Annotated in this window: 14 protein-coding genes and 6 tRNA genes; 14 read left to right on the plus strand and 6 right to left on the minus strand. The window is 66.3% G+C overall.

Annotation, left to right across the window (positions count from 1 at the left end):
• Positions 1-47: 47 nt before the first annotated feature.
• The 5 genes from ppx to ACLB90_RS14090 form a co-directional block, all read right to left on the minus strand.
• Complete coding sequence (gene ppx / locus ACLB90_RS14070) at positions 48-1,574, minus strand: exopolyphosphatase (protein ID WP_411850056.1); 1,527 nt, start codon at positions 1,572-1,574, stop codon at positions 48-50.
• 81 nt (positions 1,575-1,655) lie between these two features.
• Positions 1,656-3,737, minus strand: coding sequence for a polyphosphate kinase 1 (gene ppk1 / locus ACLB90_RS14075; RefSeq protein WP_411850057.1), 2,082 nt, complete (start codon positions 3,735-3,737; stop codon positions 1,656-1,658).
• Positions 3,734-5,074 (minus strand): phosphate regulon sensor histidine kinase PhoR, encoded by a 1,341-nt coding sequence (phoR, locus tag ACLB90_RS14080; RefSeq protein ID WP_411850058.1) that lies wholly within the window; start codon positions 5,072-5,074, stop codon positions 3,734-3,736. Before phoR ends, ppk1 begins: the two co-directional genes overlap by 4 nt.
• An 83-nt stretch (positions 5,075-5,157) precedes the next feature.
• On the minus strand, positions 5,158-5,847 hold the full coding sequence (gene phoB / locus ACLB90_RS14085) for a phosphate regulon transcriptional regulator PhoB (RefSeq protein ID WP_017357317.1): 690 nt from the start codon (positions 5,845-5,847) through the stop codon (positions 5,158-5,160).
• 134 nt (positions 5,848-5,981) lie between these two features.
• Entirely contained in the window at positions 5,982-7,622 is a 1,641-nt protein-coding gene (locus tag ACLB90_RS14090; RefSeq protein ID WP_411850059.1) for a M48 family metalloprotease, read from the minus strand.
• Between the two features lie 153 nt (positions 7,623-7,775).
• Between ACLB90_RS14090 and grxC the strand changes: the two genes are divergently transcribed.
• The 4 genes from grxC to ACLB90_RS14110 all read left to right on the plus strand — a co-directional run bounded on the left by grxC (position 7,776) and on the right by ACLB90_RS14110 (position 10,545).
• The gene (gene grxC / locus ACLB90_RS14095) at positions 7,776-8,075 is read left to right on the plus strand and encodes a glutaredoxin 3 (protein ID WP_411850060.1); all 300 of its coding nucleotides are present in this window, start codon (positions 7,776-7,778) and stop codon (positions 8,073-8,075) included.
• Positions 8,072-8,464 carry a carboxymuconolactone decarboxylase family protein gene (locus ACLB90_RS14100; protein WP_019185812.1) on the plus strand — a complete coding sequence of 131 codons (393 nt, stop codon included), beginning with the start codon at positions 8,072-8,074 and terminating at the stop codon, positions 8,462-8,464. Before grxC ends, ACLB90_RS14100 begins: the two co-directional genes overlap by 4 nt.
• A 219-nt stretch (positions 8,465-8,683) precedes the next feature.
• Positions 8,684-9,691 (plus strand): isocitrate dehydrogenase, encoded by a 1,008-nt coding sequence (locus tag ACLB90_RS14105; protein WP_411850061.1) that lies wholly within the window; start codon positions 8,684-8,686, stop codon positions 9,689-9,691.
• Between the two features lie 98 nt (positions 9,692-9,789).
• Positions 9,790-10,545, plus strand: a complete 756-nt coding sequence (locus ACLB90_RS14110; protein WP_411850062.1) for a sulfite exporter TauE/SafE family protein — start codon at positions 9,790-9,792, stop codon at positions 10,543-10,545.
• A 56-nt stretch (positions 10,546-10,601) separates the two neighbouring features.
• Here the strand turns inward: ACLB90_RS14110 and ACLB90_RS14115 are convergent, their stop codons facing one another.
• Positions 10,602-11,360, minus strand: a complete 759-nt coding sequence (locus ACLB90_RS14115) for a Bax inhibitor-1/YccA family membrane protein (protein WP_411850063.1) — start codon at positions 11,358-11,360, stop codon at positions 10,602-10,604.
• A 179-nt stretch (positions 11,361-11,539) separates the two neighbouring features.
• On the opposite strand from ACLB90_RS14115, the gene ACLB90_RS14120 reads away from it, so the two are divergent.
• The 10 genes from ACLB90_RS14120 (at position 11,540) to lon (ending at position 19,292) form a co-directional block, all read left to right on the plus strand.
• Positions 11,540-11,616 (plus strand) — tRNA-Pro (locus tag ACLB90_RS14120).
• A 45-nt stretch (positions 11,617-11,661) separates the two neighbouring features.
• Positions 11,662-11,738, plus strand: a tRNA-Arg gene (locus tag ACLB90_RS14125).
• Between the two features lie 35 nt (positions 11,739-11,773).
• Positions 11,774-11,850, plus strand: a tRNA-His gene (locus ACLB90_RS14130).
• A gap of 82 nt (positions 11,851-11,932) precedes the next feature.
• Positions 11,933-12,008, plus strand: a tRNA-Lys gene (locus tag ACLB90_RS14135).
• A gap of 346 nt (positions 12,009-12,354) precedes the next feature.
• Positions 12,355-12,430 (plus strand) — tRNA-Lys (locus ACLB90_RS14140).
• A 527-nt stretch (positions 12,431-12,957) separates the two neighbouring features.
• Positions 12,958-13,042: transfer RNA gene (locus tag ACLB90_RS14145), tRNA-Leu, on the plus strand.
• Positions 13,043-13,277: 235 nt separating this feature from the next.
• A complete protein-coding gene (gene tig, locus ACLB90_RS14150) occupies positions 13,278-14,573 on the plus strand; it encodes a trigger factor (protein ID WP_411850064.1) in 1,296 nt (431 codons plus the stop codon).
• Positions 14,574-14,640: 67 nt separating this feature from the next.
• On the plus strand, positions 14,641-15,267 hold the full coding sequence (gene clpP, locus ACLB90_RS14155) for an ATP-dependent Clp endopeptidase proteolytic subunit ClpP (RefSeq protein WP_017356989.1): 627 nt from the start codon (positions 14,641-14,643) through the stop codon (positions 15,265-15,267).
• 126 nt (positions 15,268-15,393) lie between these two features.
• Positions 15,394-16,683: an ATP-dependent Clp protease ATP-binding subunit ClpX gene (gene clpX / locus ACLB90_RS14160; RefSeq protein WP_411850065.1), complete on the plus strand. Its 1,290-nt coding sequence runs from the start codon at positions 15,394-15,396 to the stop codon at positions 16,681-16,683.
• A gap of 143 nt (positions 16,684-16,826) precedes the next feature.
• Complete coding sequence (lon, locus tag ACLB90_RS14165) at positions 16,827-19,292, plus strand: endopeptidase La (protein ID WP_411850066.1); 2,466 nt, start codon at positions 16,827-16,829, stop codon at positions 19,290-19,292.
• Positions 19,293-19,302: the final 10 nt, after the last annotated feature.

Consider the following 19,302-nt stretch of genomic DNA (forward strand, 5'->3'; position numbering starts at 1 on the left):
TGACCCTGGCATGACCATCGGATGACGGCCCGGCCGGGCCGCCCGGTTCAGGCCACGAACGGCCGGAACTGCATGCCCAGTCCGGCCAGGCCCTCGGTTTCGCCGATCAGGTCGGCACGCAGCAGCGGCCGCGCGTCGATGAAGGCCTGCGGCAGGATCAGCGACAGCCGGGTGTCGTCGGCGGTCAGTTCCAGCGCCGGCATGGGCGTGTCTTCATGGGCGCGGTTGAGCAGTACCGCCAAGCGCAGCAGCGCGGCCATGCGCCGCGCCGGTTGCAGCAGGCGCTCGGGCAGGGCATCGAAGGCGGCCTTGGGCACATTGCGGCGATGGGTGCGCACCAGCGCGGCCAGCAACTGCTGTTCCTGGCGCGAGAAGCCGGCGATGTCCGAGTTCTCCAGCACGTAGCTGCCGTGCACGTGATACCCGCTGTGCGCGATCATCAGGCCCAGTTCGTGCAGGCGCGCGGCCCAGCCGAGCATGCGTGCGTCGTCGGGGTCCAGCCCCCAGGCCGACTCCACCTGGCCGAGCAGGTCCATCGCGGTACGCTCGACGCGCTCGGCCTGCACGGTATCGATCCCGTAGCGCAGGCTCAGCGCCGCCACCGACTCGTCGCGCAGGTCGTTCTCGCTGGCGCGGCCGAGGATGTCGTACAGGATGCCTTCGCGCATTGCCGCCTTGCTGACCAGCAGCTTCTGCAGGCCCAGTGCCTGGAAGGCGGCTTCCAGCACCAGGATGCCGCCGGCGATGATCGGGCGGCGGTCGGCCGACAGGCCGGGCAGGTCGATGTCCTCGATCCGCTTGGCCTTGAGCAGTTCATCGCGCAGCTGCGGCAGGGCCTCGGCGGTGATCGCACCCTTGCTCAGCTTCATCGTCGCGCAGATTTCGCTGATCGCCTTGTGCGTGCCCGATGAGCCCAGCGCTTCGTGCCAGCCCAGCGCGCGGTACTTGGTGGCGAACTGCTGGAACTCGGCGCCGATCTCGGTCAGCGCGTCCTTCCAGCGCTTGCGGCTCAGCTTGCCGCCGGGGAAGAAACGCCGGGTGCTGGCGATGCAGCCGGCCTGCAGGCTTTCGCGCTCCAGGGTCTGCATGCCCTGGCCGATGATGAATTCGGTCGAGCCGCCGCCGATGTCGATCACCAGGCGGCGCTGGTCCGGCTTGGGCGGCTGCGCGTGGGCCACGCCCAGGTAGATCAGGCGCGCCTCCTCGCGGCCGCTGACCACTTCGATGGCATGCCCCAGCGCGGTTTCGGCCGGCATCAGGAAGGCCTGCGGCGAGCGCAGCTGGCGCACGGTATTGGTGGCCAGCGCGCGGACGCGCACCGGCGGGATGGCGCGGATGCGCTGGCCAAACCGGGCCAGGCATTCCAGCGCGCGCTGCCGCGCATCGGCGGACAGGCCGCCCTTGCCATCCAGCCCGTCGGCCATGCGTACCGTCTCGCGCAGGCGGTCTACCACCCGCAGCTGCCCGAGCGTGTAGCGCGCAATGACCATGTGGAAGCTGTTCGATCCAAGATCGATGGCGGCGAGCAGGTCGCCATCCTGCAGGGCGGGCGGAGTCGTGGTGGTATGCGGCATGGGCGAATGTTAGCCGAAGGCCGGTGTGCGGCGTCACCGCGCGGCCTTCACATGTGGAGGGGTGCGACCACCGGTCGCTGCCTACAGACCCTGCATCAACGCCATTTGCGCCGCGTGCGGCGGCTCGTCATGGGCCGGGGCACACTTGTGGTAGTTGCCGTCCGCGCGCAGTTCCCAGGCGTTGAGGTTGTCGTCCAGGTAGTTCTGCAGGACATCGCGGTACACCTTGCGCGCCAGTTCCGGGTCCAGGATCGGGAAACAGGTCTCCACCCGGCGCAGCAGGTTGCGCTCCAGCCAGTCGGCGCTGGCGCAGTACAGCTCGGCCGCGCCATCGTTGCCGAACCAGTACACGCGGCTGTGTTCGAGGAAGCGCCCGACGATCGAGCGCACCCGGATGTTCTCCGACACCCCCGGCACGCCGGGGCGCAGCGTGCAGGCGCCGCGCACGATCAGGTCGATCTGCACGCCGGCCTGCGAGGCGGCATACAGCGCCCGTACCACCTGCGGTTCGTTCAGGGCGTTCATCTTGGCGATGATCCGGCCGGGGCGCCCGCTGGCGGCCAGCCGGGTCTCGCGCTCGATCCGCTGCAGCACGCCGGTGTGCAGGGTGAACGGCGACTGCAGCAGGCGCTTGAGCTTCATCCGCGGGGCCAGCCCGGACAGCTGCTGGAACAGCAGGTGCACATCGTTGCCGATATCCGCATCGGCGGTGATCAGGCTCAGGTCGGTGTAGGCGCGTGCGGTGCCGCTGTGATAGTTGCCGGTGCCCAGGTGCACGTAGCGCCGCAGCTTGCGGCCCTCGCGGCGCACGATCAGCAGCATCTTGGCGTGGGTCTTGTAGCCCACCACGCCGTACACCACCTGCACGCCGGCTTCCTGCAGGCGATCGGCCAGGCCGAGGTTGGCTTCCTCGTCGAAGCGCGCGCGCAGTTCCACCACCACCGTCACGTCCTTGCCGTTGCGTGCGGCCTGGATCAGTGCATCGACGATCAGCGAGTCCTTGCCGGTGCGGTACAGCGTCTGCTTGATGGCCAGCACGTTGGGGTCGATCGCCGCCTGCTTGATCAGATCGAGCACGGCGGTGAACGCGTCGAACGGGTGGTGCAGCAGCACATCCTGGCGGGCCACCACCTCGAAGATGCCGTCGCTGTCGCGCAGCGTGCGCGGGTTCATCGGCGGGTATTTGAGGTCCGGGCGGGCCAGCAGGTCGTACAGCTGCACCACACGGTTGAGGTTGACCGGCCCGTCGATGCGGTAGACCGCGTTTTCGGTCAGCCCGAAGTTCTGCAGCAGGGTGCGCACGATGTCACGCGGGCAATCCTGCGCGATCTCCAGCCGCACCGCAGGGCGGTACCCGCGGTCGACCAGCTCGTCGCGCAGTGCCAGCGCCAGGTTCTCCACTTCTTCCTCGTCCACCACCAGCTCGGAATTGCGGGTCACGCGGAACTGATAGGCGCCCTGGACCTCCATGCCCGGGAACAGCTCGTCCACGAAGGTGGACAGCACCGAGGACAGGAACACGTAGGTCTGCCCGCCGCCCAGCTTCTCAGGCAACTGGATGATGCGCGGCAGCGAGCGCGGCGCGCGCACGATGGCCAGGTGGCCGGCGCGGCCGAACGCATCGGTGCCCTTGAGCACCACCACGATGTTCAGCGATTTGTTGAGGATCTTCGGGAACGGGTGCGACGGGTCCAGGCCCAGCGGCGACAGCACCGGCATGATCTCGTTGCGGAAATACGCGCGCAGCCAGCGCTTCTGGCGATGCGTCCACGCATTGCGGCCGAGCACGTCGATGCCCGCTTCGTGCAGGGCCGGGCGCAGCGTGTCGTTCCAGCAGCGGTACTGCTGATCGACCAGTTGTGCGGCGCGGTCGTGGATGGCGTTGAGGATCGCCTGCGGGCTCATGCCGTCCGGTGCCGGCGGCAGGCCGAACTCCTGCGCGTGGCGCACGGCGGCGGCGCGGATCTCGAAGAACTCGTCGAGGTTGGTGCAGGAAATGCACAGGAAGCGCAGGCGCTCCAGCAGCGGCACCTGGGTATCCAGCGCCTGGGCCAGCACCCGGAAGTTGAAGTCGAGCTGGGACAGCTCGCGGTTGATGTACAGCGCGGGGTCGCGCAGCGGATCGCTGTCCACATTCACAACGGCTGGAGCGAGATTGCTCATGCGGAGAAATCCTCGGAAGCGGGAAGGGAGGCCAGCTCATTGCGCGCGCGCACGTGATCGGCATCGAAGTGGCAGGAGAACACGCTGCCCTTGCCGACCTCGCTCTGGATCTCCAGGCGGGCGTGGTGCAGGCCAAGAATGTGTTTGACGATCGACAGACCCAGCCCGGTGCCGCCGCTTTCGCGCGAACGGCTGCTGGAGACCCGGTAGAAACGCTCGGTCAGGCGTGGCAGGTGGGTGGCCGGAATGCCATAGCCGCTATCGCGCACCGACAGCACCGCGCCGTCGCCTTCGCGCGCCAGCACCACCTCCACCCGGCCACCGGCGGGCGTATAGCGCACCGCGTTGGTGACCAGGTTGGAGAAGGCGCTGTGCAGTTCCTTGTTGGACCCCTGCAGGTCGATCCCGGCGCTGTCGACGATGCTGATCTGGTGGCGGCCCTGGCTGTGCGCTTCGGCCTCGCGGCGCAGGGTGGCCAGCATCGGCGTCATCGCCACCGTTTCTTCTTCGGTATGTTCCTGCGATTCCAGCCGCGACAGCGTCAGCAGGTCTTCCACCAGCTGGGCCATGCGCTGGGACTGCTTGCGCATTTCCTCCAGCATCGGGCCGGTGCCGGGGAAGTCCTCCGGGTCCATCATGTCCAGGTAGCCGTGCACCACCGTCAATGGCGTGCGCAGCTCGTGCGAGACATTGGCCACGAAGTCGCGGCGCACCTGTTCCAGGCGCAGCAGCTTGCTCACGTCGCGCGCGATCAGCAGCCAGTAGTCCGGCGAGTAGGGGATCAGGCGCAGATTCAGGCGGATCGCCGGGTCCACCGGTGACGGCACGTCCAGGATCGGCTCGGCATTGCGGCCGCCCGCCAGCCAGTGCGCCAGCGGCATCGGCTGCAGCCGTTCGACCAGCGCCTCGCCGAGGTCCCCGGGATGGTGCAGGCCGAGCAGCGAGGTGGCCGCTTCGTTGAACCACTGCACGCGCTGGCTGTTGCGGTCCACCACCACCACCGCGTCGGGCAGTGCCGCCGCGGCGGCGCGGTAGCTGCGCAGCATGTCCAGCAGGCGTCGCTTGCGCGTGCGCATTTCCAGCTGGTTGCGGTACAGCAGCCGGTCCAGTTCATTCCACACGCCGGTGCCGTCGCCGACGTCCCAGCGATGGCGCGCGGTCAGCCGGCGCAGCACCCGGCGCAGCCGCCAGTAGTGCCAGGCCAGCGCACCGATGGCCGCCAGCGCGATGCACATCCATACCTGCCCCAGCAGCAGACCCAGCACAGCGGCCGCCAGCAGCAGGGTGGCCAGGGTAGCCAGCGTTTTCAACCAGGCAGAACGGATGTGGCGCGGCATTGCAGTCTCGTAAAAATGGTCCGTAGAGCGGGGCTCTGCCCCGCTGGATCAGGAGGCTCCGCCTCGCGCTGAACGGGCTGGAATCAGGTGGCGGTGGAGAAGCGGTAGCCCGCGCCGCGCACGGTCTGCACCATGTTCTCCGCACCGAACGGCTCCAGCGTTTTGCGCAGGCGACGGATGTGTACGTCGATGGTACGTTCTTCAACATACACGCTGCCGCCCCACACGTGGTCAAGCAGCTGCGCGCGGGTATAGACGCGCTCGGGATGCGTCATGAAGAAGTGCAGCAGGCGGTACTCGGTGGGGCCGATCGGCACCGGCTGGTCGCCGGCGAACACCCGGTGTGCGGCGCCATCGATACGGATCGTGCCGACCGCCACGCTGCCGTCCTCGTCGTCGTCGCGGGCACGGCGCATCACTGCACGGATGCGGGCCAGCAGCTCACGCGCCGAGAAGGGCTTGACCACGTAGTCGTCCACGCCGGCTTCCAGGCCGCCAACGCGGTCGTTCTCCTCGCCACGCGCAGTGAGCATGATGATCGGCACCTCGCGGGTGAGGGCCTCCTTGCGCCACCGCCGGGCCAGGTCCAGGCCGCTGGTGCCCGGGAGCATCCAGTCCAGCAGGATCAGGTCCGGGACGCGGTCGGCGATGGCGGTCTGCGCCTCGCGGGCATCGCCGGCGTGGATCGGGTCGTAATCACCCTTGCGCAGGGCGAAAGCGACCATTTCTCGGATCGCGGGTTCGTCGTCGACGATCAGGATGCGTTTCTGCACGTGCCCACCGTAATGCTTATCAGACCGGGATTGAGCCCAGTAGACTACGGTTTCATGACATGTTTGTGACGACCGGACCGGGTATCGGCGTGTTGTGCCATCGGGCGGTCATGTAGACCGGGCCGGCGGCCGGCTCAGCGCCGGTCCAGATCGGGGTCCTGGATGCCCTGCCGGCGCATTTCCAGCACGGTGGGCGTGATCGCCTCGATCCGCGCATCCACCCGGGCCCGGCCGACATAGTCCAGTGCCGGCTGGCGCTTGAGCGCCTGCAGCTGGATCAGCGCCTGCTCCGGTCGCCCGCTCAGGAACGCAGCTTCGGCGTAGGCCTCGCTGGCCCGGGTGGTATCCCCGGCCAGTTCGCTGGCGCGGGCGAAGCGGCTCTGGAACACCGGATCATTGCCACTTTGCGACAGCAGCGGGCGCAGCATGGCCTGGGCGCGCTGGCCGGCCTCGCGCCCGCCCTGTTCGTTGAGGATGGCGGCGAAGGTCAGCGCCACCGGCCGGCTGCCCGGGTGCTGGCGCAGCAGGGCCTCGAAGCGGGCATTGGCCTGGGCCGGCTGGCCGGCGCGGGATTCGGCCTCGCCCAGTGCCAGCGCCACCCACAGGTTGTCGGGGTGGTCGCGCAGCAGCCCCTGCAGGTCGTCGCGCGCCTTGCTGGCGGCGCTGCTGCGCAGCCGCGCCAGGGCCAGTCCATAGCGCTGCGGCTCGGTCAGGCCGCCCTTCTGCGCGCGCTGCAGGTTTTCATATTCGGTCAGCACATCGCCGGGTGTATCGGCGCTCAGCACCCGCAGGCGTTCACGGGCCCACTCGAACTGCCCGGTGGCGCCGCGGCTGAGCGTGTTCACCGAGACCTGCATGGACGCCGGCAGCAGGGGGTTGGTGCGCCGGACCAGCGGGTCGGACAACGCCGGGTCGGCCGGGTCCACGCGTTCCTGGCGCACGCCGCCGGGCACGGCGGTGGTCAGCAGCACGGTGTCCTTCTTCATCTGCTCGGCGCGGGACTTGGCCTCGCTGATGCGGGTGGTGGTCACCGGGTGGGTCTGCAGGAAGTCCGGCACCGAGTAGCCACCGGCGTTGCCCCGCATCGAGGCGGACATGCGTTCGAAGAAGCCGGCCATCGCATCCACGTCGTAGCCGCTGCGGGCCAGGGTGCGGATGCCGAGCCGGTCGGCCTCGGATTCATTGGACCGGGTGTAGTTGATCTGACGCTGCTGCATCAGGCCCATGCCGGAGGTGATGGCGGCCATCGTCGCATCGCCGGAGGAGTTGCCCCCGGCCTGCTGGGCGGCGACCACCGCCGCGAGCATGCCCAGCAGAATCGGGATCTGGTCGCGCTGGGCGCGTTCAACTCCGCGCAGCACATGCTGCTGGGTGACGTGGGCGATTTCATGGGACAGCACCGCGGCCACCTCGTCCTCGCGCTCGGCGGTCAGCACCAGCCCGGCGTTGACCCCGATGAAGCCGCCCAAGGTGGCGAAGGCGTTGATCTGGCGGTCCTTGAGCATGAAGAACGTGTAGGGCTGCCGTGGCTGGGCACTGTTGGAGCCCAGCCGTGCGCCCATCGTCTGCAGCCAGTCATCCACCAGCGGGTCGTCGAGCAGGTAGCCGTAGTTGCGCAGTTCGCGCAGCATCATCCCGCCGTACTCGGCCTGGCGCGCCGGGGTCAGCAGTTCGCCGGCCGAGGAGCCGATGTCCGGCAGCTTGCTGTCCTGGGCCGAGGCCAGCGGCACGGCCAGGGCCAGGGTCAACGCAGCGGAAAGCAGCAGAGGGCGCAAACGAAGCTCCTGGAAGGGTGGGGCGGGTCCAGCCGGTACAGGGTGGCAGGGCCCCTGCAAATCTACGGTTAATCCACAGTGTTGCGGCGGTGACGTGGAAATTCCAGCGGGCCGCTACCATATACAGACACTCGTTCCGCTGTGGAGTTTCCCGTGAGCCAAGATGTCGCTTCCACCCCGGGTGGCGCGCCCGCCATCACCATCTATTCGACCGCGGTCTGCCCCTACTGCGTGGCGGCCAAGAACTTCCTCAAGAGCAAGGGCCGCGACTGGACCGAAGTCCGGATCGACCTGGATCCGGTCGAGCGCGAGAAAATGATGGCCAAGACCCGTCGCACCAGCGTGCCGCAGATCTTCGTCGGCGACGTCCATGTGGGCGGTTACGACGACATGATGGCGCTGCACCGCGCCGGCAAGCTGGAGCCGCTGCTGGCCGGCGAGGGCCAGGCATGAGCGCGGCCGACGACGGCAGCAAGGACCGGATCGCCGAATTCACCGAATTCCGCCAGCGCATGAACCAGCGCATCCTTGGCGAGCCCAACCAGGTCGTGCGCCGCTTCTTCGCGCTGGATACCCAGACCTACCAGGCCGGCGCGCTGGATGTGAAGACCAAGGAGCTGCTCGGTCTGGTGGCCTCGATGGTGCTGCGCTGCGATGACTGCATCAGCTACCACGTGGCCCAGTGCAAGGACGCCGGTGTGACCCGCGAGGAGTTCTTCGAGACCTTCTCGGTCGGCCTGGTGGTCGGCGGCTCCATCGTGATCCCGCACCTGCGCCGCGCGGTCGACTTCCTGGACCAGCTGGAAGGTGGCGCCGAGGCGCCGGCCGTTCACGAACATTGATGGGAACTGTCCGACCGACGGTCGGGCGCCACCGGTGGTTTCCCCGCGAACGTACCGGCAGGTGCCGACCGCAGGTCGGTACGGCCCGCGGTCTGGGACTAAAGGCTGATTTGGGGTCCCCGGGCCGGCTCAGGCATAATTGCGGGTGAAACTTCCCTTGCGCCGGTGCTTCGCGCACCTGACGGATGGCGCTTCCCCCTCGGTTCGGAATACATATCAATGACGCAGAAAATCACGGTCATCCGCGGCGACGGCATCGGCCCGGAGATCATGGACGCTACCCTGTTCGTGCTCGGCAAGCTCGACACCGGCTTTGAATACGAAGACGCCGATGCGGGCCTGGTCGCGCTGGAGAAGCACGGCGACCTGATGCCGGCGGCCACGCTGGAGTCGATCGCACGCAACAAGATCGCGCTGAAGAGCCCGCTGACCACGCCGGTCGGTGGTGGCTTCACCTCGATCAACGTCAGCCTGCGTCGCCACTTCGACCTGTACGCCAACGTGCGTCCGGCGACCTCGTTCCCGAACACCAAGTCGCGCTTCGGCGACGGCGTGAACCTGATCACCGTCCGTGAGAACACCGAAGGCGCCTACCTGGCCGAAGGCCAGGAAGTCTCGGCCGACGGCGAAACCGCCTTCTCCGGCACCCGCATCACCCGCAAGGGCTCCGAGCGCATCGTGCGCTACGCCTTCGAGCTGGCCCGCAGCACCGGCCGCAAGAAGGTCACGGCCGTGCACAAGGCCAACATCATCAAGTCGACCTCGGGCCTGTTCCTGGCCGTGGCGCGCGAAGTGGCGGCCAAGTACCCGGACATCGAGTTCCAGGAAATGATCGTCGACAACGCCTGCATGCAGCTGGTGATGCGTCCGGAACAGTTCGACATCATCGTCACCACCAACCTGTTCGGCGACATCATCTCCGACCTGTGCGCCGGCCTCGTCGGCGGCCTGGGCCTGGCCCCGGGCGCCAACATCGGTGTGGACGCGGCGATCTTCGAAGCCGTGCACGGCACCGCGCCGGACATCGCCGGCCAGGGCAAGGCCAACCCGTGCGCGCTGCTGCTCGCCGCCGCACAGATGCTCGACCATGTCGGCCAGACCGACAACGCCGAGCGTCTGCGCAAGGCCATCGTGGCGACGCTGGAAGCCAAGGATTCGCTGACCGGCGACCTCGGCGGCACCGGCAACACGATGGGCTTCGCCCAGGCCATCGCCAGCCGTCTGTAAGCGGCCCAGGCATCGCCCGGTAACCTCCAGCGGGGCGCCTTCGGGCGCCCCGCTGCGTTTGCGTCGCAGGCGACGCGCAGCATGGCAGGAGCACGGCAATGGAGTCGGTGTATGTGATCGTGGCCCTCGGCGCGATCGTGGCGGGATTCGTGCAGGGCCTGTCGGGGTTCGCGTTTGGCCTGGTCGCCATGTCGTTCTGGGCGTGGACCCTGGATCCGCGGCTGGCGGCGACCCTGTCGGTGTTCGGCGCGCTGGTGGGGCAGCTGCTGGCGGCGTTCACCGTGCGACGTGGCTTCGACCTGCAGCGGCTGCTGCCGTTCGTGCTGGGCGGTCTGGCCGGCATTCCACTGGGGGTGGCGGTGCTGCCGCACCTGGACATGGATTGGTTCAAGGCGCTGCTGGGCGGGCTGCTGGTGATCTGGTGCCCGGCCATGCTGATGGCGCGGTCGCTGCCGCGGATCACCGCGGGCGGCCGGATCGCGGACGCGGCGGTCGGCATGGCCGGCGGCGTGCTCGGTGGCATCGGTGGATTCACCGGCACCCTGCCAACGCTGTGGTGCACGCTGCGCGGCATGGACAAGGATGCCCAGCGCGCCATCATCCAGAACTTCAACCTGTCCATGCTGCTGGTGACGATGGGCATCTACTTGGCCACCGGCGTGGTCACCCGGCAGGTGCTGCCGCTGTTCGCCATCGTCGCACCGGCCATGCTGCTGCCCACCCTGTTCGGCGCAAAGCTGTACATCGGCATCAGCGAGGCGCGCTTCCGGCAGATCGTGCTCGGCCTGCTCACCGCCTCCGGCGTGGCGTTGCTGGCCTCGTCGGTACCGGCGCTGCTGGCACGTGCGGGCTGATCAACGCAGAAGGGCGCCATCCGGCGCCCTTCTGCGTACTGCTGCTGCGGTGAGGCTCAGCGACTCTGCAGCTTGGACAGCAGGCGCAGGAATTCCACGTACAGCCACACCAGGGTGACCATCAGGCCGAACGCGCCGTACCACTCCATGTACTTGGGCGCACGTGCAGCGGCGCCGGTTTCGATGAAGTCGAAGTCCAGCACCAGGTTCAGCGCCGCCACCACCACCACGAACAGACTGAAGGCGATGCCCCAGCCGCTGGCTTCGTGGATGACCGGCACGTTGATGTTGAAGAAGCTGAGCACGAACGAGGCCAGGTACAGCAGCGCGATTCCGCCGGTGGCAGCCACCACGCCGAGCTTGAAGTTCTCGGTGACCTTGATCAGGCCGCTGCGGTAGGCCACCAGCAGGGCGAACAGGGTGCCGAAGGTGAGCAGCACGGCCTGGAACACGATGCCCGGGAACTTCATTTCGAACACGGCCGAGATCGCGCCGAGGAAGAAGCCTTCCACCAGTGCGTACAGCGGTGCGGTCACCGGCGACCAGGCCTTCTTGAACACCGTGACCAGTGCCAGCACCAGCCCGCCGATGGCGCCGCCGACGGCATAGATCATCGCGCCCGGGGCGATCTGCCCATCGGCGCCGACGGTCTGGCTCCAGGCGAACGCGGCGGTCAGCACGGTCAGCAACAGCAGGATGCCGGTCTTGTTGACCGTGCCATTGATGGTCATCGCCTGGTCGGGCGAGCTCACGACCGAGCCGCTGGCCAGGTCGAGGAAGGTCGACTCGGAAAGGGCGGGATTACCGCTGCGCATTGCCAATCTCCTTGAAAGGGGTAGGGTTCGGCCGTCCGGCCGCTGCATCGAGGATAGCCGAAGCAGGGGGCTGCGATGGCGACAGGTGAATTGGTGTGTGAAAACCGTTGACAGATGCCTCGCCGATTCCCACAATAGCCGACTCTTTCGGGGGGAACCTCGGAGGGAAACAAAACCGCCGGGGTATAGCGCAGTCTGGTAGCGCGCCTGCTTTGGGAGCAGGATGTCGGGGGTTCGAATCCCTCTACCCCGACCAATCCGCTGCTCAGAACGGGATTGGAAATGCGACAATCCGGATAGAGCGCCCGTAGCTCAACTGGATAGAGCACCGGCCTTCTAAGCCGGCGGTTACAGGTTCGATTCCTGTCGGGCGCGCCATTCGGTGCAAGCGGTAGGAAGCAAAGGTTTCAGTGGTGGCTGTAGCTCAGTTGGTTAGAGTACCGGATTGTGATTCCGGTGGTCGGGGGTTCGAATCCCCTCAGCCACCCCACTGATCAAAACCTGGTTCACCAAAAGTGAATCAGGGTTGCAAAAAAAGGCAGTCACGTTACAATGTGCGCCTGAGTTTTTCAGGGCTGTTAGCTCAGTTGGTAGAGCAGTTGACTCTTAATCAATAGGTCCAAGGTTCGAATCCTTGACAGCCCACCAAGACAGAAGCCATCCGGTCCGCCGGGTGGCTTTTTTCTTTTCTGGATCCTGCGGTCATCCGTGCGCGGTCCGGTGGAGAGCCCCCTTGAGTCAAGGGGGCGCGGCGAAGCCGCGGGGATCTGGGTGCTGATGAGATGGGGCCCACGGAGTGCACAGCACTGCGTGGGGCTGCGGCGCGAATGCGCGGCAGCTTCCCCAAGGTTCGAATCCTTGACAGCCCACCAAGACAGAAGCCATCCGGTCCGCCGGGTGGCTTTTTTCTTTTCCGGACGCCGGTGGAAATTCGTTTAGACAAAGTGCTTGCATCCGGCGGAAGAAGTCCTGCATAATTCGCCTCCCGATTTTCGGGCTGTTAGCTCAGTTGGTAGAGCAGTTGACTCTTAATCAATAGGTCCAAGGTTCGAATCCTTGACAGCCCACCAAGACAGAAGCCATCCGGTCCGCCGGGTGGCTTTTTTCTTTTCTGGATCCTGCGGTCATCCGTGCGCGGTCTGGTGGAGAGCCCCCTTGAGTCAAGGGGGCGCGGCGAAGCCGCGGGGATCTGGGTGCTGATGAGATGGGGCCCACGGAGTGCACAGCACTGCGTGGGGCTGCGGCGCGAATGCGCGGCAGCTTCCCCAAGGTTCGAATCCTTGACAGCCCACCAAGACAGAAGCCATCCGGTCCGCCGGGTGGCTTTTTTCTTTTCTGGATACTGCGGTCATCCGTGCGCGGTCTGGTGGAGAGCCCCCTTGAGTCAAGGGGGCGCGGCGAAGCCGTGGGGATCCGGGGGCTGATGAGATGGGGCCCACGGAGTGCACAGCACTGCGTGGGGCTGCGGCGCGAATGCGCGGCAGCGTCCCCAGCCTGCGCAACGTCTGGCGAAGAGCCCCAAAAGACGGGTTAAGCAATGTGATGACCTTCCTGTTTGCGCTCCCGCCTGCAACAATGCGGTGCTGAGCGCACGCTCGCGAAAGTGGCGGAATTGGTAGACGCCCTGGATTTAGGTTCCAGTGCCGCAAGGCGTGGGGGTTCGAGTCCCCCCTTTCGCACCAGTGCGGGCCGGTTTGGCCTGCACCCATGACCAAGGGCACGTCCCGGATCCGGGAGACGGCCACATGCTGGGCGTGACGCGCCCTGTGACGCTCCCGGCCCCGTGCTGGCGGCGCTGGCCGGAATCGGCGAAACTACAGGGCTGCGGCGGGCAAGCGCGTTCACGACCCCGCGTCCAAAACCCGTTTCATCCATCACATCGTGCCGGGGCCCATGCCTCCGGTGGCAGGAGTCAACATGCAAGCTTCGATCGAATCCACCGGCAACCTGGAACGCCGCCTGACCTTCTCGCTGCCGGAAGACCGCCTGCAGACCCACATCAGCGGCCGTCTGGGCGAAATCGCCCGTACCGCGCGGATCAAGGGCTTCCGTCCGGGCAAGATCCCGGCCAAGGTGATCGAGCAGCGTTTCGGCCAGCAGGTCCGCAGCGAGGCCGTTGACGGCCTGCTGCGCGAAACCTTCGATGCCGCACTGCGCGAGCATGAGCTGCGCATCGCCGGCACCCCGCGCATCGACAAGGGCGACGAAGGCGAGTTCTCCTTCGTGGCCACCGTCGAACTGGTGCCGGACTTCGGCGACGTGGACGTCAGCAAGCTGACCGTGGTGCGCCACACCGCCGAGATCAACGATGCCGACATCGACCAGATGATCCAGAACCTGCGCGAGCAGCGCCGCAGCTGGAGCCCGGTCACCCGTGGTGCCCAGGACGGCGATCTGGTCGCGCTGGAAACCTGGTCGCAGGCCGGCGACGAGCGCCTGCCGGCCGAAGGCAGCGAAAAGGGCAGCGTGATCGTGGGCCAGGGCATGATGTTCGAGCAGATCGAGCAGGGCCTGGTCGGTCTGGCCAAGGGTGAGGAAAAGACCCTCGACGTCGAGTTCCCGGCTGACTGGCGCGTGCCGGCGCTGGCGGGCAAGCAGGTCAAGGTCACCGTCAAGGCGGTGGACGTGTCCGAGCCGGTGCTGCCGGAGGTCGACGCCGACTTCATCAAGAGCTTCGGTGTGAAGGGTGGCGACGTGGAGCAGTTCCGCAAGGACATCCGCGCCAACCTGGAGCGCGAGCTGAAGGGCGCCCTGATGAACCGCCTGCGCCGTGAAGTGGGCGAGCAGCTGATCGCCGCCTACGCGTCGGTGGAAATGCCGCCGCGCCTGGTCGAGAACGAAGCCCGCGCCATGCTGGCCCAGCAGATCGAGCAGATCCGCCGCAGCGGCCGCAACCCGGGCGACGTCCCGGCCGACGCCCACGAAGGCTTCAAGGACGCCGCCGCCAAGCGCGTGCTGGTCGGCCTGCTGGTCGGTGAAGTGGCCCGCAAGAACGACCTGCGCCTGGACCCCAAGCGCCTGAATGAAACCATGCGCCTGATCGCCTCGACCTATGAAGAGCCGGAGCAGGTCATTGAGATGTACCGCAACGACCCCCAGCTGATGAGTGGGCTGCAGAACCGCGTGATGGAAGAGCAGGTGATCGACTGGATCGCCGAGCGCGCCCAGCACACCGAGCAGCCGATGTCGTTCCAGGACGCCATCCGTCAGTAATCGGACGGCGTTTCACGCCCCGCGCTCCGGCGCGGGGTTGTCCCCCCCAAGATAGGTGCCTCACGTAATGGACAACCGAACCAAAGCCCTGAACCTGGTTCCGATGGTGGTCGAGCAGACCAGCCGCGGCGAGCGCGCCTATGACATCTATTCGCGCCTGTTGAAGGAGCGCCTGATCTTCCTCGTGGGCCCGATCGACGATCACATGGCCAACGTGGTGGTGGCGCAGTTGCTGTTCCTGGAATCGGAGAACCCGGAAAAGGACATCAACATCTACATCAACTCGCCCGGTGGCGTGGTCACCGCCGGCATGGCGATCTACGACACCATGCAGTACATCAAGCCGAATGTGAGCACCACCTGCATCGGCCAGGCGGCCTCGATGGGCGCCCTCCTGCTGGCCGCGGGCGAAGCCGGCAAGCGCTATGCGCTGCCCAATTCGCGCGTGATGATCCACCAGCCGCTGGGCGGCTACCAGGGCCAGGCCACGGATATCGACATCCATGCGCGCGAGATCCTGACGCTGCGTTCGCGCCTGAATGAAATCCTGGCACGCCACACCGGCCAGTCGCTGGAGACCATCGCGCGCGATACCGAACGCGACAACTTCAAGAGCGCGTCCGAGGCGATGGCCTACGGGCTGGTCGACCAGGTGCTGGAACGTCGTCCGGAAGAGTCGATCCAGCCGGCGTGATGACGCCACCAGGCCGGCATTCCGGCTTGTTTCCGCAGGGTCGGGCAGGACTGGCGTCCTCCGGGCCCTGTGTTATTCTCGAATCGAACCCCCGTTCAGCGGGTGGGGTAACTGGGTAAGCGAAGCATGAGCGAAGACCGCCAAGGTCGTTCCACGGACAGCGGCAAGATCCTCTACTGCTCCTTCTGCGGTAAGAGCCAGCATGAGGTGCGCAAGCTGATTGCGGGTCCGAGCGTATTCATCTGCGATGAATGCGTGGAGCTGTGCAACGACATCATCCGTGAGGAGCTGGAGGAGAAGGCGCAGTCGGCACGCAGTTCGCTGCCCAAGCCGCGCGAGATCCTCGAGGTCCTGGACCAGTACGTGATCGGCCAGAACCGCGCCAAGCGCACGCTGGCCGTGGCCGTGTACAACCACTACAAGCGCATCGAAAGCCGCCAGAAGAACGACGAAGTCGAGCTGGCGAAGTCGAACATCCTGCTGGTCGGTCCGACCGGTTCGGGCAAGACGCTGCTGGCCGAAACCCTGGCCCGCCTGCTCAACGTGCCGTTCACCATGGCCGACGCCACCACGCTGACCGAAGCCGGTTACGTGGGCGAGGACGTGGAGAACATCATCCAGAAGCTGCTGCAGAAGTGCGACTACGACGTCGAGAAGGCACAGCAGGGCATCGTCTACATCGATGAAATCGACAAGATCTCGCGCAAGAGCGAGAACCCGTCGATCACCCGCGATGTGTCCGGCGAAGGCGTCCAGCAGGCCCTGCTGAAGCTGATCGAAGGCACCGTGGCCAGCGTTCCGCCGCAGGGCGGCCGCAAGCACCCGCAGCAGGAATTCCTGCAGGTGGACACCAAGAACATCCTGTTCATCTGCGGCGGTGCGTTTGCCGGGCTGGACAAGGTGATCCAGCAGCGGTCCAACGATTCGGGCGGCATCGGCTTCGGGGCCAAGGTCAAGAGCGCCGAGCGCAAGCAGGAAGTGGGCAAGGTGCTGGCTGAAGTCGAGCCGGAAGACCTGATCAAGTTCGGCCTGATTCCCGAGTTCGTCGGTCGTCTGCCGGTCGTGGCCACCCTGGAAGAGCTGGATGAAGCGGCCCTGGTGCGCATCCTGACCGAGCCGAAGAACGCCATCACCAAGCAGTTCAAGAAGCTGTTCGAGATGGAGCACGTCGAGCTCGAGTTCCGCCCGGACGCGCTGGCTGCCATTGCCCGCAAGGCGCTCAAGCGCAAGACCGGTGCCCGTGGCCTGCGTACGATCGTCGAATCGGTCCTGCTGGACACCATGTATGACCTGCCGTCGGCAGAGAACGTCAGCAAGGTGGTGGTGGACGAATCGGTGATCGAACACAAGTCCGAGCCGTACCTGATCTACCAGACGCCGCCGGCGCCTGAACAGAAGGCGGCTGGTGCTGAATAATCAGTTCAAGTAATTGAATTGAAAGAAATTTTTCAGAACAGCTTGCATCTAGAAGCCGATGGCCCCATAACGAGGCCATCGGCTTTTTTTGTATCCGGGCGAGGCCGCCCGGAGGCCATTCCCACTGTTCCACTGGAGCCCACATGGCCCGTTCCCCTACTGAGACTCTCGACCTGCCGGTACTGCCGCTGCGTGACGTGGTGGTGTTCCCGCACATGGTCATTCCGCTGTTCGTCGGCCGCGACAAGTCCATGCATGCGCTGGAGCAGGCGATGGAAGCGGACAAGCGCATCCTGCTGCTGGCGCAGAAGTCGGCCGAGACCGACGACCCGACCGCAGCCGACCTCTACCAGGTCGGCACGCTGGCCCAGGTACTGCAGCTGCTGAAGCTGCCCGACGGCACCATCAAGGTGCTGGTCGAGGGCCTGTCGCGCGTCAACGTCACCCAGGTCACCGAGCGCGACGGCTCGCTGCATGGCGTGGGCGTGGAAATCGAATCCGACGAATCGCGCGAACCGCGTGAGATCGAGGCGATCGCCCGGTCGCTGATGTCGCTGTTCGAGCAGTACGTCAAAACCAACCGCAAGCTGCCGCCGGAACTGCTGCAGACCCTGTCCGGTATCGACGAGCCGGCGCGCCTGGCCGATACGATCGCCGCGCACATCAGTGTGCGCCTGGCCGACAAGCAGCGCCTGCTGGAAACCCTGCAGATCGGCGACCGGCTGGAAATGCTGGTGGGCCTGGTCGACGGCGAAATCGACGTGCAGCAGATGGAAAAGCGCATCCGCGGCCGCGTCAAATCGCAGATGGAAAAGAGCCAGCGCGAGTACTACCTCAACGAACAGATGAAGGCCATCCAGAAGGAGCTGGGCGACCTCGACGACGCGCCGGGCGAACTGGAAGAACTGGCCCGCAAGATCGCCGAGGCGGGCATGCCCAAGCCGGTGGAAACCAAGGCGAAGGCGGAGCTGAACAAGCTCAAGCAGATGTCGCCGATGTCGGCCGAAGCGGCGGTCGTGCGCAATTACCTCGACTGGCTGCTGGGCGTGCCGTGGAAGAAGCGCACCAAGGTGCGCAAGGACCTCAAGGCCGCGCAGGACACCCTGGACGCCGATCACTTCGGCCTGGACAAGGTCAAGGACCGCATCCTCGAGTACCTCGCCGTGCAGTCGCGGGTGAAGCAGATGAAGGGGCCGATCCTGTGCCTGGTCGGGCCGCCGGGCGTGGGCAAGACCTCGCTGGGGCAGTCGATTGCCAAGGCAACCAACCGCAAGTTCGTGCGCATGAGCCTGGGTGGCGTGCGCGACGAGGCCGAGATCCGTGGCCACCGTCGCACCTACGTCGGTTCCATGCCGGGCCGCATCGTGCAGAACCTCAACAAGGTCGGCAGCAAGAACGCGCTGTTCGTGCTGGATGAGATCGACAAGATGTCGATGGACTTCCGCGGCGATCCGTCCTCGGCGCTGCTGGAAGTGCTCGATCCCGAACAGAACAACGCGTTCAACGACCACTACCTGGAAGTGGACCTGGACCTGTCCGAAGTGATGTTCGTGGCGACCTCCAACTCGCTCAACATCCCGGGCCCGCTGCTGGACCGCATGGAAGTCATCCGCATTCCTGGCTACACCGAGGATGAGAAGCTCAACATCGCCATGCGCTACCTGGTGCCCAAGCAGCTCAAGGCCAACGGCCTGAAGCCGGAGGAACTGGAGATCGGCGCCGACGCCATCCAGGACGTGGTGCGTTACTACACCCGCGAATCGGGCGTGCGCAACCTGGAACGCGAAGTCGCCAAGATCTGCCGCAAGGTGGTCAAGGAGATCGCGCTGGCGGGTCCGGCGGTGGCCGCCAAGCCGGCCAAGGCCGGCAAGAAGGCCGGCGCCAAGAAGAAGGCGCTGGTGTCGGTGAGCGGCAAGAACCTGGACAAGTACCTGGGCGTGCGCCGCTTCGACTTCGGCCGCGCCGAGGAACAGAACGAAATCGGCTTGGTCACCGGCCTGGCCTGGACCGAGGTGGGCGGCGACCTGCTGCAGATCGAATCCACCCTGGTCCCGGGCAAGGGCGCGCTGATCCTGACCGGCCAGCTCGGCAACGTGATGAAGGAATCGGCCTCGGCCGCCCTGTCGGTGGTGCGTTCGCGCGCCGAACGCCTGGGTATCGATGCCGAGTTCCTGCAGAAGCACGACGTGCACGTGCACGTGCCGGATGGCGCCACGCCCAAGGACGGCCCCAGCGCCGGCATCGCGATGGTCACCTCGCTGGTGTCGATGCTGACCAAGGTGCCGATCCGCGCCGAGGTCGCCATGACCGGTGAGATCACCCTGCGCGGTCGCGTGACCGCCATCGGTGGGCTCAAGGAGAAGCTGCTGGCGGCGCTGCGCGGCGGGATCACCACGGTGATCATCCCCGAGGAGAACCGTAAGGATCTGGCCGATATCCCGGCCAACGTCACCCGCGATCTGAAGATCGTGCCGGTGAAGTGGATCGAAGAGGTGCTCGACCTGGCCCTGGAGACGCCGCTGACGCCGAAGAAGGCCGGTAAAGATGGGCAGCGCGTCACAGTGCGTGGCAAGAGCAAGACAGCTTCCACTACGCGCGTCAAGCACTGACGCGCCATCT

The organism is Stenotrophomonas sp. LGBM10, assembly GCF_046736075.1.
Taxonomy (GTDB): Bacteria; Pseudomonadota; Gammaproteobacteria; order Xanthomonadales; family Xanthomonadaceae; genus Stenotrophomonas.

Bases quoted from the DNA above. Each gene is read 5' to 3' on its own strand.
- clpX (WP_411850065.1), top strand. From the start codon at position 15,394: ATGAGCGAAGACCGCCAAGGTCGTTCCACGGACAGCGGCAAGATCCTC.
- clpP (WP_017356989.1), top strand. From the start codon at position 14,641: ATGGACAACCGAACCAAAGCCCTGAACCTGGTTCCGATGGTGGTCGAG.
- ppx (WP_411850056.1), bottom strand. From the start codon at position 1,574: ATGCCGCATACCACCACGACTCCGCCCGCCCTGCAGGATGGCGACCTG.
- ACLB90_RS14105 (WP_411850061.1), top strand. From the start codon at position 8,684: ATGACGCAGAAAATCACGGTCATCCGCGGCGACGGCATCGGCCCGGAG.
- lon (WP_411850066.1), top strand. From the start codon at position 16,827: ATGGCCCGTTCCCCTACTGAGACTCTCGACCTGCCGGTACTGCCGCTG.
- ppk1 (WP_411850057.1), bottom strand. From the start codon at position 3,737: ATGAGCAATCTCGCTCCAGCCGTTGTGAATGTGGACAGCGATCCGCTG.
- ACLB90_RS14100 (WP_019185812.1), top strand. From the start codon at position 8,072: ATGAGCGCGGCCGACGACGGCAGCAAGGACCGGATCGCCGAATTCACC.
- ACLB90_RS14115 (WP_411850063.1), bottom strand. From the start codon at position 11,360: ATGCGCAGCGGTAATCCCGCCCTTTCCGAGTCGACCTTCCTCGACCTG.
- tig (WP_411850064.1), top strand. From the start codon at position 13,278: ATGCAAGCTTCGATCGAATCCACCGGCAACCTGGAACGCCGCCTGACC.
- phoR (WP_411850058.1), bottom strand. From the start codon at position 5,074: ATGCCGCGCCACATCCGTTCTGCCTGGTTGAAAACGCTGGCTACCCTG.
- ACLB90_RS14110 (WP_411850062.1), top strand. From the start codon at position 9,790: ATGGAGTCGGTGTATGTGATCGTGGCCCTCGGCGCGATCGTGGCGGGA.